This is a genomic window from Dehalococcoidia bacterium (genome assembly GCA_021295915.1).
Lineage (GTDB): Bacteria > Chloroflexota > Dehalococcoidia > Lucifugimonadales > UBA1123 > VXRN01.
In genome coordinates this window covers 238,416-252,185 of sequence record JAGWBK010000001.1, presented here as the reverse complement: position 1 = coordinate 252,185, position 13,770 = coordinate 238,416, and the positions used below count along the sequence as shown (strand labels likewise).

Here is a 13,770-nt window from a genome sequence, read left to right as displayed (position 1 = left end):
TGGATGGAGTTTCGCCCATGGTAAAGAGCAAACGCATTCCTCTAAGAACCTGTGTGTCCTGTGGGCTGAAGACCGCGAAAAGGGAATTGCTGCGAATCGTGTCGCCGCCTGAAGGTAAGGTCACAGTCGACCAGGGTGGCAAGCTCAATGGGCGCGGGGCCTACCTCTGCATGGAGTGCAGAGCCGCCCCTGAGTCACTGAGGCGCGGCAGGCTGGAACACTCGCTAAAGACCAGGATTGGCGAGGGCGAGTGGAATAACCTGTTGAACACAGTGGCAATCGCGTCCGTAACAGAATCTGTAGACTAAAGGCTCGAGACAGTAGGTGGACGGGGCACTATGACAACCGAACAGGCACAGTCTAACCAGCAGGGATCAGCAGTTCGAGAACACAGTCTCGAAGAGATCTCCACGGCCATCAGGCTTCAGGGACTCGAGCCTCTGGACATCCCGGCTGCGGTCACCGTTGCTGACCTGTCCTCCGTGATGGAGGTAGGTGCCGTTGAGGTCATCAAAGAGTTGATGCGCAACGGCTATATGTTCACGATTAACGACGTGATCGAGCACGATATTGCATCCCTGGTAGCCCCAGCCTTTGGATTTGGAGTGCTTCCCCTTGATGCCGAGTCCCAGGTGGATAGCGGCTCTACTTCTCTGGTCATCTCTCCGGATGAGGAAGAGGACCAGGAGGCGCTACGCCCAAGACCACCAGTGATTACAATTCTGGGTCACGTCGACCACGGTAAGACTACTCTCCTGGACAAAATCAGAAACGCCAACGTGGTGGAGGGGGAGGCAGGGGGAATAACCCAGCACATAGGCGCGTATCAGATCGATCGCAACGGGACCACGGTCACCTTCATAGACACACCAGGGCATGAGGCATTTACTGCGATGCGGGCCCGAGGCGCACAGGTCACGGACATTGCAGTACTGATCGTTGCTGCCGACGATGGCATCATGCCCCAGACAATCGAGGCCATCGACCACGCCAGGGCAGCCGATGTTCCTATTGTCGTGGCCATAAATAAGGTCGATCTACCCAATGCCGACACTGAACGCGTAAAGAGACAGCTTGCTGAACAGAACCTGCTGATCGAGGAGTGGGGGGGCGACATTATTTCGGTGCCGATGTCGGCACTGCAAGGTGAAGGCGTCGATGACCTCGTAGACAACCTGGTTGTACTCTCAGAGGTAAGTGAATTTCAGGCCAATCCTGAAAGGTATGCACTGGGAGTCGTAGTCGACGCACGTCGTGACAAGAGCAGGGGCAGCGTAGCCACGCTTCTCATACAGACCGGTACTCTCGAGGTTGGCGACAATATCGTCATCGGAGGAATCAGGGGCAAGGTCAGGGCAATGTTCGACCCCAATGGCGAACGAATCGAGTCCGCTGGACCTTCAACCCCCGTTGAGATTCTGGGCCTTAGTGATCTTCCTGAAGCTGGTGAACTCTTTGAAGTTGCCGAGGACGAGCGTGAGGCACGGCAGCTGGTAACCGAGTACGAACGGGACATGCGAAGGGAACGCCAGTCAGGACCTACGCTGGATGACGTTCACACACGCATCCAGTTGGGCGAGGTCAAGGCGCTCAACCTGATTTTAAAGACAGACGTCCAGGGCACAGTCGAGCCCGTAAGGGGAGCATTGGAGCGCCTGAACACGGACGAAACGCGCGTCAATATTGTTCACATCGCCAGCGGCGGAATCACCGAAAGCGACATACTGCTCGCGGTAGCGTCCCAGGCGATCATCATTGGCTTTAACAGCCCACCGGAACAGGGTGCCCAGGCGCTTGCCAACCAGGAGGGCGTGGAGATACGCAACTACGACGTCATCTACCACATGACCGAAGATATCGCTCTGGCGCTTACTGGAATGCTTGAGCCAGTGTACAGGGACGTGCTCGAGGGCAGGGCAACTGTCAGAGCAGTCTTTACACTCGGGAGGTCCATCAAGGTCGGCGGCATTTACGTCAATGACGGCAGAATAGCTCGTGGTGCCAAGTTGCGGGTCCTACGCAACGGTGATCTAATCGCTGAAGGCCCCATCTCGAGCTTGCGCCACTTCCAGGATGACGTACGTGAGGTAGCGACCGGATTCGAGGGTGGAGTCACCTTAGATCGCTTCAATGGCTGGGAGATCGACGACGTCATAGAGGCGTATCGCTCCGAGCAGGTGAGATAAGGCCAGCTACGGTCCATGTCCAGGAGAATCGAGCGTCTAAACTCCCTGATTCGACGTGATCTCAGCGAACTGATCCGGAACGAGGTCAGAGACCCTCGGGTCGCCGTTGAGATGAGCGTTACCCGTGTGGACACGTCAGCCGATATTCAGCACGCTAAGGTGTACGTGAGCGTCTACGGTAACCTGCGCGAGAAAGAGGACGCTATCGCAGGCCTGGAAGATGCCTCCGGTTTCATCCGACGGCAGCTCAGGGGCAGGCTGGAGACCCGCAACGTCCCTCTGCTCAGGTTTGTCCTAGACGAAACTCTCGACGAGGGGAATGAAATGCTTCGCCTCCTCGATAGCCTTACTGACCAGATCCCTCCCGAATCGGACTCAGCCCAGCCCATATGACGGACAGGCCGCCTTCGGGCATCCTCAACGTAGACAAACCCTATGGAATGACCTCGATGGAGGTCGTTCGGCGCGTCAAGCGTGCCCTGGGTGTCAAGAAGGGCGTCGGACATGGCGGGACCCTCGATCCAATAGCCACGGGGGTTATACCTGTTTGCATTGGACAGGCAACGCGAGTCATGGAGTTTCTGCTCGACAGCTCGAAAGAGTACACGTGTGGTATTCACATGGGAGTGACCACGGACACCTATGACGCGATGGGCGACATTGCCGCTGATCGAGATGCCTCCCACGTCACACGCCAGGCGATAGAGTCGGCACTTGAAGACTTCCAGGGTGAGATCGCCCAGGTCCCACCCATGTACAGCGCGCTGAAGAGGCAGGGCAGGCGACTCTATGATCTCGCCAGGGAAGGTGTCAAGGTCGAGCTTGACTCCAGGCCAGTAGTCGTCCACGAAATCTATCTTACGGAGTGGGTCCCTCCAGTTGCCACGGTGAACATCGTGTGTGGAAAGGGGTTCTACGTTCGTTCACTCGCCCACGATCTCGGGAACGCGCTCGGATGTGGAGGTCACATGAAGTCGCTGGTCCGCCGCAGGACGGGGCCTTTTCACATTGACGATGCAGTCTCACTAGAGGATGCTCAGCGGGAGATAGAGTCCGGTCGTACGGCTGATTGGCTGATTGGCCCGGATAGTGTCCTCGAGTCGATGCCGGCAATAATCGTCGGCCAACAACACCAGTCTGCAATACGCAATGGCAGAGCACTACCCCCAGGCGTTGGGCCTTCAACTGAACCGGGCTCAGGGCGCATCAGAGCCTACGGTACGGACGGCGCCTTCGTTGCCATAATGCGATTCGACGCCAAGCTTCGACAGTGGCGGCCCGACAAGGTGTTCAACAGTTAAAGTCTCCGATTAGCTAGGCTGTCATATCGGCCTTGTTTCTATTCGGAAGACGCCAATATACTCACTCCATGCCGCCCCTACTCGAAGCCACTGACCTCACCAAGCGCTACGGTTCAACACTTGCCCTCGACAGTGTGAACTTCACCGTTGAAAGTGGCATCACTGGGCTTCTTGGTCCGAACGGAGCGGGCAAGAGTACGGCCATGAAGCTATTCCTCGGCCTGCTTATCCCGACGTCGGGTTCTGCAACCGTCATGGGGGAGAAGCCTTACGAGAATGTAATGGCGCGTACCCACCTTGGATACATGCCAGAGCATGAATGTCTTCCATTGCCGCTGACAGCCACCGAGTTCCTGGCACATATGGCGCAGATCAGTGGACTCCCGACTGGTGCCGCGCGCAGCCGGACTGCAGACATCCTCAGACACGTTGGTCTCGACGAAGAGCGGTACCGTTCCATGGGGGAATACTCCACTGGCATGAAGCAGAGAGTTAAGCTCGCGCAGGCTCTTGTACATGATCCCGAGATGGTCTTTCTGGATGAACCAACGGCTGGACTGGACCCCGTGGGACGTGAGGAGATGCTGGCGCTGATCCGGCGGACTGGCAAGGAATTCGGAATCAGCATCATGCTCTCCACTCACCTCATGGGAGATGTCGAGACAACGTGCGACCGCATCATCGTGCTGGAGGGCGGGGAAGTCACTGCGGCTGGCGATGTCTCTGGATTCACCGCAGAGTCAGAGACTGTCTACATTGACGTTTACGACGATGTGCAATCGCTTATTGCAACGCTGTCGGCACGTGGACTGGAAGCGTCTGTGGACGGTGTCTCCGTTGCTGTGGAGGGCGTGGGTGATTCCGAATACGATCAGATCAGGGATGCCCTTGTAGAAGCAGGATCGAGGCTCAGGAGACTGGGTCCGCGCCGCCGCCGTCTGTCCGACATATTCAGAGATGGGTCGGAATGAGTACTCCCGAGGGCCAGGTTTTCGACCTCGGATATCGCCACTATGACGGTCCCAGAGAAGGAAGAACTCGGGCGCGCAGAGCACTCTTCGTGAACGGCGTTCGGACTTGTTTTGGACTAGGCCGAGGCGCGTGGGCCAAGGTCTTGCCAGTGCTCTTCCTCGTGGCGGTCATGGCCCCGGCTGCGATTCTGTCCATCATGGCAGGACTGCTGGGAGAGGTGTTTGCCGATGTGCTGGACCTCCCTGGACCTCAGGACTACTATGCGATTGTCTCGCCGATTCTACTGATTTTTGCTGCAATCATCGCCCCTGAACTCCTCTGTTCAGACCGTAAGAGTGGCGTGATTAACCTGTACCTGGTGCGTCCGCTGTCGTCGAATGACTATGTGGCAAGCAGATGGCTGTCTTTCTTTGCGGTCAGCCTCGTTTTCATATACGCAGGACAGGTGGTGCTCCTCACCGGGCTGGCAATGGGTTCAGAAGAGCCCTTTGCATATGTTCGAGAGAACTGGGCGCACGTTCCGAGATTCCTACTGGCTGGACTGGCTATCGCTGCTGTGACCACGACTATACCTCTCGCGGCTGCGTCACTTACAACGAGGCGAGCCTACGCTTCGCTGGCGGTGATAGGTCTGTTCGTGGTTACCACGGTTGTGGTAGCTGCGCTTAGTGAGATCGACTGTGTAACTTCACCCGATGTGGAACAGAGCACATCGGGCCGGCAGGCGAACTCTGATTCCACGTCTGGGGCTAGCCTTGCCGTGACGTTTGGGAGCGGCGGCCTCGCAGGACTCGACAATTCAAACACTGGTTGCGAACCCGAGCTCGGAATCGTGGGAAGGTGGGCACGACTGCTCGACTTTGGAGGCATTCCGCTGCAGATTAGTGACCTGATTTTTGGCGAGTATGAAGAGGAGTTAACTCCTGAGACAGAACTAATCCCGTTGCCGCCCTCTGTAGCGGTGGTGTGGTGGATCGTCATAGTCTCGGTCCCGGCAGCAGTTCTGTGGAGCCGCTATAGAAGGCTAGTGACTTGATGCAAGAAGGAGCGCTGAATTCACTCAGGGCCTCAATTGAGGTATCTGAAGTGTCGAAGTGGTATGGCAATGTTGTTGCCGTGAACGATGTCTCTCTAGAGGTATATCCCGGCATCACTGGGTTGCTCGGACCGAACGGAGCGGGAAAAACGACACTTCTGTACTTGGTCGCTGGCCTGAGCGCATGTTCGAGAGGTGCTGTCAACGTCCTGGATCAGCCGGTAAGGGACAACCCGGGACTCTATCGGCGCGTAGGGTTCATGCCCGAGCACGAGTCAATCTATCCTTTTCTGACCGGTCGCCAGTTCGTTGAAACATCGGCCAAGCTTCACGAGGTAGCCGACGTATCAAATGCCGTCGATAGAGCAGTGGAGATGGTCGGACTTCAGGACGTCCAGAACAGGTCTATGGGCGGCTACTCCAGGGGCATGAGACAGCGAATGCGGCTGGCGGCCGCGCTGGTCCACGACCCGGAAGTGATCATCCTGGATGAGCCACTCAATGGCACGGACCCGCGTCAGCGCATCGAGTTCCAGGACTCCATGGAACGACTGGCATCTGATGGCAAGACCATTCTGATCTCGTCCCACATCCTAGAGGAAGTAGAGACTCTCGCTGGAAGGATCCTACTCATGCTCAGCGGAAAGCTCGCGGCATCGGGAGACTTTCGCGCGATCAGGGCGAGGTTGGATGAACACGCGTACCAGCTCCGAGTAGTAGTCGATCGTCCCAACGAGATGGCCTCTGCGATCATTGGCATGAACACCGTGGACTCTGTTGCCTTTTCCGACGACCGTTCTCTTATTGTCCACAGTCGTAACGTGGCGGCTCTTCAGACTTCTATTCCCAAGCTAGCCCAGGAGAGAGGCATTCGCCTGACGAGAGTAGAGCCGCTGGACGAGTCGCTGGAGAGCCTCTTCGAGTACATGGTGGAACGTTAGATGGGACCCGTTTTTGGGCTGTCCCTCAGGCAGATAACCGGGGTTCGGCGTCTACTTATCGTCCTACTGCTCGTGCTGCTCCCAGTTGCATTGACGGTGCTGCTGCGTCTCACGGCCTCCGATGGGGACGGGGATCCTGGGGATTTCGTAAATGCCATAGTAAACGCCCTGATTGTCGGTGTCGTACTTCCGATCGTGATGATCTCGTTCTCCACCACCGTCTTCGGAAACGACCTAGAGGACAGGACTCTGAGTTTCATCATCATGACACCCGCGGCGAGGTGGAAGATCGCGCTCTCCAAATTGGCTGCGCCGGTTCTGATCGGAGCGCCGCTGGTAGTAGTGAGCGCCGCTGTCACTATCTACGTCGGCATGGATGGCGATGTGACCACGGTAGCCGCCGTGTGTGCGGGTACAATTGTCGGAGCCGCAGCCTACGCAGCAGTCTTCACTTGGGCAGGACTCATAACAACGAGAGCACTAGCCTTTGCGATTGTCTACGTCTTCCTGTGGGAGGGTGTCATCAGTGCCTTGGTCCCTGGGGTGAAGTACCTGAGTGTGAGCGCCTACGCCCTCTCTGTCATGTATGGGCTTAGCGACAGTGCACTTGAGGCGGTGGCAGAGCAGACTATCGACATGCCGGTGGCGCTCATTGGAGCTGCGTTGGTGGCCGTTGCCTTCTGGCTGCTGACAGTATGGCGGCTCAGGACAATGGACGTCCCCTAGAGACGGTCCCGCGGTAATTGCTTCAGTCTGGTACTAGGATGCGACCGACTGAGCGGACAGTTCTCCCCGCCGGGCGGCGGCAGTGAGGCGCGCCCGTGTCTGGAAAGTTGTCTGGGCCTTCACGACATTCGCGACATCGCCAGCCCACTCTCGCAAGGAGGCTGAATGAAGGCCCCGTGCAAACGAGAAGCTAAGCTCCCACGGAACACCCACTTCTCGGCCTCTGAGCACGATAGCGTTAAGGTTACTGGTGGCTTCCTCATCTCCCTGCCCGCCGGACAGGAACATGATTCCAGGTACGGCAGCCGGTACGGACCTCATCAGGGTCTCAACGGTCCTGAGTGCGACCTCCTGGACGCCAGCCCTGTTTGATGAATCTTTGCCGGACACCACCATATTCGGCTTCAGGAGCGTGCCCTCTAGTAGCACACGCTGCGACAGCAGATGGGCGTACGTGCGTTGAAGGGCTAACTCTGTCACTTCCTGGCACCGGTCAATGTCGTGAGTGCCGGCCATCATGACCTCCGGCTCGACTATCGGCACAAGGCCAGCCTCCTGCGCCAGGGCAGCATATCTGGCAAGCGCATGCGCGTTGACCTCTATGCAGTAGTCGGTGGGGATTGTAGGGCCGACATTGATGACTGCCCGCCACTTGGTGAATCTCGCGCCTACTTCCCTGTACTCACTGAGCCGGTCACGAAGCCCGTCGAGCCCTTCGGTGACCATTTCCTTCGGTGCATTTGCAAGATCCTTGGCACCGGTATCGACCTTTATGCCTGCCAGTATTCCTCGTCGCGAGAGCATCTCAACGATGGATGTACCGCTCGCGCCATTCTGCCGAAGTGTTTCATCGTAGAGAATCACACCACTGATATGATCGTCGATACCCACAGTTGTAAAGAGCATCTCACGATAGTCTCTACGGTTGACCTCGGTGTTCTCTATGCCAAGCTGGACAAATCTGGAGCCTATGGTGCGTGTACTCTCGTCAGCAGCGAGAATTCCCTTTCCAGGGGCAACAAGCGTCTGGGCGGTCCGGACTAGCGTTTCAGCGGTCATCCCTCATATCCTGTGAAACTAATTGGCGCCGGCCAACTCTACCACACCGCCATACCTCTGGACGAAGGCGTCGGGCGTCATGCCTACCTGATCGGCCAGTTTGCGACACATGTTGGGATCCTTCAGGTCTGACTTTTCCAACCTGATCATGTACTTGCGTGCTATCCGGTAGCCATCGCCGTGAATGTCTACAGTCCGCACCTTCGTTCGTCCGGTGGATGGGTCCCTGAGCTGGCTGAATGGGAGGACTTCAATCTTCCCGTTTACCTGGCAGATCAGTCCTCCAGTAGTATCGGGAGACTGTTCTGCACTACCGAGCAGGAATCTTGCGGCACCATAGCCAAGGCTGCGAGTGTAGTCGATGTCAAACGGAATAGGTGGGTACGATCTCAGTTCGTATCCAACATTGCTGTCCACAATCTGGAGGTTCTCCCCGCGTACAGCGAATCGCGTCTGAATCTCCCGTCGGAGCGCCTTTTCCAACTGGATGTCGCCAAGCCTCAGGTGGCCGTGCTGATCTCTGGATACTTCCACACCTGGAATGCTCGCCAACTCTTCAGGATCGAATCTCTCGGCCACGCCCTCTGCAATCACCGCGAGCCCCCGGCTCTTCCCCATGACCCTACGCTTGAAGATGGCTGTCTCCAGGATGTCGCACACCTGGCTCAGTCTGATGCGGTCTCCGGGGAACTCCTCCGGAATTATGGTTAGCGTGGCGGCAGCCGCCTTGCCGATGCCGAGCGCGAGGTGGCCGGCGGCGCGTCCCATTGCGGTCACGAGATACCACCGGTTGGTGGTCCTGAAATCTTCAATCAGGTTACGGACGATCTCAGTTCCCAGATGTCGGGCCGTCTCGTAGCCGAAGGTAGGCATGTTACCGGGCAGCGGCAGGTCGTTATCGATTGTCTTAGGAATGTGGGCAACTCTGATGCGGTTGCCAGCATGACTGGAGACCTCTGACGCGCTGAAGGCGGTGTCGTCGCCTCCAATGGTAACCAGGTAGGAGACTCCCAGACGCTGAAGAGCGCTCACGGTGTTTTCGAGGTGTTCGGGTCTGCGTGTAGGGTTGGCACGGGAAGTGCGGATTATCGAGCCACCGCGATGATGGATCTGAGCGACATCGACGATACTGAGAGGAACTACCATGTCGGTGCGGCCCTCCATCAGGTGAGAGAAGCCGTCCAGTATACCGACTACCTCGTAACCCTGGTTGACCGCCTCTATGGTAGCGGCGCTGATTGCGCTATTGATGCCCGGAGCTGGGCCGCCACCCATCAGGATGCCGACGCGGCCGTCATCGCCGTTCAAGTAGATCGTCTCCCCGAGATAATCCACTGGCACCGGCCATTCCGATGACAGTGCGACCCGAAGCAGAGCGCGGGCTCAAGATGACCGGACCCGCCTGGTCGGGGCGACTGGACTTGAACCAGCGACCTCCACGTCCCGAACGTGGCGCGCTACCGACTGCGCTACGCCCCGACTACCGCCAACGCTCCACATTGTAACGATTAGACTGTTTTGCGGGCAATAAGGGAACGTAAACGTGCTCCGGTAGAGAGCCAGTGCGGAAACTTGACATATATCCAGTGCCGACGTATTTTTGCACCCAATGCGGACACTATTTAAGTTCCGCTGTAGTTGTCTGCTCACCCTCATAGAGCGGGAATTCGACCATACGGATTCGAGCGACACATAGCACCTTTGGGAGGCTTTAATGGGTTACTTCAGACGCAGGGCATTTTCAGTGCCTCTGTGTGTACTGGTTCTCGGCGCAATCGCCGTTCTGATGGTGATCGCCTGTAGCAGCGAAGAAGAGGCCGAACCGGCGGCCCCAGCGGCCCCTGCCGCGCCGGCTCCGACCTCGGCACCTGCGGCTCCCGCTCCTGCTGCCACGGCAGTGCCTGCTCCGGCTCCGCCACAGGCCATGGACAAGGAACCGAAGGGTGAACTCTACGTCGGTGTCCCGCTACTGCACCCACTGGTGCAGCTACAAGAGAAAGACGCAAACGGAACCGTTGGCGGACCCGGTACGGACTTCCAGATCTTTGAGGGAATCTTCAGGGCCCAGTTCACTGAGCCGGGAACGATCCCTTCACAGGAGATTCATGAGCCGGAGATTGCCGAGTCATGGACGATCGCTGACGATATGAACAGCGCAACGCTGACCATTCGACGCGGAATCATGTGGCACGACGACTGGGGCGAACTAAAGGCTGAGGACGTCGTTTTCACTTTCAACAACGCTTTCAAGACGGGTTCGGTCAGCAATGCAGGCGAGCAGCTCTCGCCTGGACACAGAGCAGGTTGGGAAGTCATAGACGAGTTCACCGCGCAGATGAATGTCGTTCCTGGCGAATTCAGCCCGACCTGGGGCGTTCTCCACGGTGGACTTGGCTGGGACTCCACGTTCGGAATCACCTGCAAGCACTGCTTCGAGGAAATGGGTGAGGCTGACTTTATTACGACTCCGATTGGGACAGGCCCGTTTAAGGCCAACCGGTGGGTTGGGAACGACGAGATTCAGGCAGAGGCGCTCGTCGACCACTGGCGGATAGTCCCCAACGTCAAGACATTGAACATATACGAGATGCCGGAAGATGCGACTCGTGAAGCCGCGATCCGCACCGGCGAAGTTGACATCACGAAGATCTCAGTGAAGAAAGTAGCCGGGATAGTCGATGACACCAGCGGTATTGCGGTGCCCATGGGCTTGCCCAACCCGAATACGATCTACTTCTCGGGCAACTATTGGGCAAAGGTATGCCCTGAATGTGAAGAACCTGACCTGATTGCCAATCCGAGGCCTGGATTCCTTCCCGACGAAGAGCATCCCTGGATTGGTAACCCGTATGGCGAGGGCTGCGACTATGATGCGCTGTTCTCGGCCTTGCCTCCGCCTGCGGGCTCAGTCTGCCCTGAAATGGAAGGGCCCAGGAAAGTTCGCTGGGCAATGTCTATGGCCATCGACCGCCAGGCTATCGTTGACAACGTTATGGACGGCTTCAGTGATGTAGCGTACACGGCTATGCACACGCAGTTCCCACCAGGGGATGAGAACTTCCAGGAAGATTGGACAGTCCCATTCGATCCTGCCATGGCAAAGGAATACCTCGCAGAGGCCGGATTCCCTAATGGCTTCCCGGTCGTCTTCTGGGCTACGGAAAGCGTTCCAAACACATGGGACCCAGAAGTGGCGGATGCCGTGGGCGAGATGTGGCGAGAGAACCTCAACCTGGATGTCACGGTGGACAAATCACCTTACGCCTCCAGAAGACCTGAGACAGTCACGAAAGAAATGGACGTTCCGTGGTTGCACGGCTGGGGCATGCCTCCAGGAGGGACCAAGGCTCCGTTCTTCTGTCCTACTCCAGGACACCTAGGTGGCGCTGAGCTGCCGGCGGTAATCTGCGATGTGAACTACGAGAACGACATTGAGCCAAATCTGGAGAAGAGGATCGAGAACAGCATCCACTTCCAGAACTATATGTCGTATTGGCATATAAATGCCGGGGTAGTGACGGTCAAGAGTTTCTGGGTGAAACTGCCGACGATCAAGGAGTGGCACCCTTACTGGGGAAGCAGCTTCAATAATCCCGCTACGGTAGTCATCGACAAGTAGGCTTCGGCCTCAGCGATAGAATTGACACAGACTTCAGGCAGCGGCCTCTCCCTTGGTCGCTGCCTGACTGCCAATAGCTGAGGGGAGCCTACGGCACCCGACTATGCGAAGATTAATCCTTCGAAAATTTGCCGCGATAGTGGTCGTTCTGTTTGGACTGACCATACTTGTATTTTCGTTGTCCCATGCCACGGGAGACCCGCGGTACCTGTACATGACGCAGTACACCAGGACCACTTCCGAGGCTTGGGAGGCCCAGGGGAAGGCGATGGGCCTGGATAAGCCCCTGGTTGTTCAGTACATAATCTGGGTCGCCAAGGCGGTACGCGGAGACTTTGGGACCTCCGTGTACTACCAGCGGAATTCGCTCGACATGATTCTTGAGTCTCTGCCGGCGACACTGCAACTATCGGGAATTTCCTTTATGACAGCTATGGTCCTGGGGATCCCGCTAGGTGTACTTTCTGCAGTCAAGCGAAGCACGGCCTGGGACTATGCCGGACGCAGTTTCGCTCTGCTTGGACAGTCGGTCCCGCCGTTCTGGATAGCAATCGTGCTGGTTATCATATTCAGCGTTCAACTGGACTGGCTCCCCACTTCTCGACGGGGCGACTGGCAACACTACGTCCTCCCTGTTGCGACACTGGGCTGGCTGCCGGCCGCTGGACTTCTTCGTCTTACCAGGTCGTCGATGCTTGAGGTACTTGACAGCGAGTTCGTCAAGTTGGCGAGAGCGAAAGGTGTAAGCTTTGGCACAATCGTGTGGAAACATGCGTTCAGGAACGCTCTGATCGCACCCGTCACATACGCCATGATACTCCTCGCCGGTTTCATGACCGGCACTGTGGTTGTGGAGACCGTGTTTGCCTGGCCGGGCATTGGAAGGCTTGCAGTAAATGCGGCTCTCAACACGGACTTCCCGCTGGTAACTGGCCTGGCTCTTGTGTTCGGTATGATGTTCCTTGCTGCCAGCCTGGTCGCCGACGTACTCTACGGTGTGCTCGATCCGAGAATTCGCTATGAATAGCGCCGGGTCGGATGCTGGGGCCATCTCACGCGAGTTCGCACCTTCAACTAATCGACTTGTGACGATGTTCCAGGCGTTCAGGCGTTGGCCCGTAATCCCTGTGGCTATCGTCCTGATCCTGGTATTTGTCGCAGTTTTCGCAGAGCTCGTATCCCCGCACGATCCGCTGGAAGGGGACTTGGTTGACGTCAGAGTTCCTCCTGTCTGGGATGAGGAGGGCTCGTCGAAGTTCCTGTTGGGAACTGACCACATAGGGCGTGACGTTCTCAGCAGAATGATATTTGGTGCACGCATATCCCTGTTAGTAGCCTCTGTTGTGCTTGTAGCCGGGGCTGCCCTTGGGACCGTAGTGGGACTTGTTTCAGGCTACCTTGGAGGCTTGGTAGACGAGGCGCTGATGAGGCTTGTGGACTTCGTATTCGCATTGCCATTCATCGTTGTGGCCCTGGTGGCCTCAGTGGTCTGGGGCCCGAGTCTGGAGCTTGTGATCATACTGCTGGCCCTGTTTACCTGGGCGCCCTTCGCAAGACAGGTACGAGCTGAAACTCTTCAACTAAAGACTACGGACTACGTCGCCTTGGCAAGGGTCGCAGGGGCGTCAGGGCTCAGAATAGCGCTCAAGCACATTTTGCCCGGGGTTGTTAACACGGTCATGGTGCTATCGTCTCTACAGGTAGGCTCACTGATTCTAACGGAGTCAGTGCTCAGCTTCCTCGGCGTTGGCATTCCACCTCCGCAGCCTTCGTGGGGCAGCATGGTGTCGGAGGGGAGACAGTACGTCGCCACTGACTGGTGGATTTCATTCTTCCCGGGATGCGCGATTCTACTGATCGTATTTTCGATGAACTTCTTCGGCGACTGGTTGAGAGATAAGCTGGACCCACGGCTCCGGCAGATATGACC

Annotated in this window: 13 protein-coding genes and 1 tRNA gene; 11 read left to right on the top strand and 3 right to left on the bottom strand. The window is 57.1% G+C overall.

Annotated elements, in window-relative coordinates; translation table 11 throughout:
- Positions 1-17 precede the first annotated feature (17 nt).
- The 8 genes from J4G14_01125 (at position 18) to J4G14_01090 (ending at position 7,162) form a co-directional block, all read left to right on the top strand.
- Positions 18-308 (top strand): YlxR family protein, encoded by a 291-nt coding sequence (locus J4G14_01125; GenBank protein MCE2456403.1) that lies wholly within the window; start codon positions 18-20, stop codon positions 306-308.
- A gap of 30 nt (positions 309-338) precedes the next feature.
- Positions 339-2,186: a translation initiation factor IF-2 gene (gene infB, locus J4G14_01120; protein ID MCE2456402.1), complete on the top strand. Its 1,848-nt coding sequence runs from the start codon at positions 339-341 to the stop codon at positions 2,184-2,186.
- Positions 2,187-2,201: 15 nt separating this feature from the next.
- Entirely contained in the window at positions 2,202-2,579 is a 378-nt protein-coding gene (gene rbfA, locus J4G14_01115) for a 30S ribosome-binding factor RbfA (GenBank protein ID MCE2456401.1), read from the top strand.
- On the top strand, positions 2,576-3,487 hold the full coding sequence (gene truB / locus J4G14_01110) for a tRNA pseudouridine(55) synthase TruB (protein ID MCE2456400.1): 912 nt from the start codon (positions 2,576-2,578) through the stop codon (positions 3,485-3,487). The genes rbfA and truB overlap by 4 nt, the downstream gene beginning before the upstream one ends.
- Before the next feature lie 68 nt (positions 3,488-3,555).
- Positions 3,556-4,458, top strand: coding sequence for an ABC transporter ATP-binding protein (locus J4G14_01105; protein MCE2456399.1), 903 nt, complete (start codon positions 3,556-3,558; stop codon positions 4,456-4,458).
- Positions 4,455-5,495: an ABC transporter permease subunit gene (locus J4G14_01100; protein MCE2456398.1), complete on the top strand. Its 1,041-nt coding sequence runs from the start codon at positions 4,455-4,457 to the stop codon at positions 5,493-5,495. Before J4G14_01105 ends, J4G14_01100 begins: the two co-directional genes overlap by 4 nt.
- Positions 5,495-6,436, top strand: a complete 942-nt coding sequence (locus J4G14_01095; GenBank protein MCE2456397.1) for an ABC transporter ATP-binding protein — start codon at positions 5,495-5,497, stop codon at positions 6,434-6,436. The genes J4G14_01100 and J4G14_01095 overlap by 1 nt, the downstream gene beginning before the upstream one ends.
- A complete protein-coding gene (locus J4G14_01090; GenBank protein MCE2456396.1) occupies positions 6,437-7,162 on the top strand; it encodes a hypothetical protein in 726 nt (241 codons plus the stop codon). It abuts the gene before it with no gap.
- Positions 7,163-7,195: 33 nt separating this feature from the next.
- Here J4G14_01090 and J4G14_01085 read toward each other — a convergent pair whose 3' ends face one another.
- The 3 genes from J4G14_01085 to J4G14_01075 all read right to left on the bottom strand — a co-directional run bounded on the left by J4G14_01085 (position 7,196) and on the right by J4G14_01075 (position 9,700).
- Positions 7,196-8,221, bottom strand: coding sequence for a fructose-bisphosphate aldolase class I (locus tag J4G14_01085; protein MCE2456395.1), 1,026 nt, complete (start codon positions 8,219-8,221; stop codon positions 7,196-7,198).
- 18 nt (positions 8,222-8,239) lie between these two features.
- Entirely contained in the window at positions 8,240-9,496 is a 1,257-nt protein-coding gene (locus J4G14_01080; protein MCE2456394.1) for a 6-phosphofructokinase, read from the bottom strand.
- 128 nt (positions 9,497-9,624) lie between these two features.
- Positions 9,625-9,700, bottom strand: a tRNA-Pro gene (locus J4G14_01075).
- A 235-nt stretch (positions 9,701-9,935) separates the two neighbouring features.
- Between J4G14_01075 and J4G14_01070 the strand changes: the two genes are divergently transcribed.
- The 3 genes from J4G14_01070 (at position 9,936) to J4G14_01060 (ending at position 13,768) form a co-directional block, all read left to right on the top strand.
- Positions 9,936-11,840 (top strand): ABC transporter substrate-binding protein, encoded by a 1,905-nt coding sequence (locus J4G14_01070; GenBank protein MCE2456393.1) that lies wholly within the window; start codon positions 9,936-9,938, stop codon positions 11,838-11,840.
- A gap of 103 nt (positions 11,841-11,943) precedes the next feature.
- Positions 11,944-12,867: an ABC transporter permease gene (locus J4G14_01065; protein ID MCE2456392.1), complete on the top strand. Its 924-nt coding sequence runs from the start codon at positions 11,944-11,946 to the stop codon at positions 12,865-12,867.
- Positions 12,860-13,768 carry an ABC transporter permease gene (locus tag J4G14_01060; protein MCE2456391.1) on the top strand — a complete coding sequence of 303 codons (909 nt, stop codon included), beginning with the start codon at positions 12,860-12,862 and terminating at the stop codon, positions 13,766-13,768. Before J4G14_01065 ends, J4G14_01060 begins: the two co-directional genes overlap by 8 nt.
- The last annotated feature ends 2 nt before the right edge of the window (positions 13,769-13,770 follow it).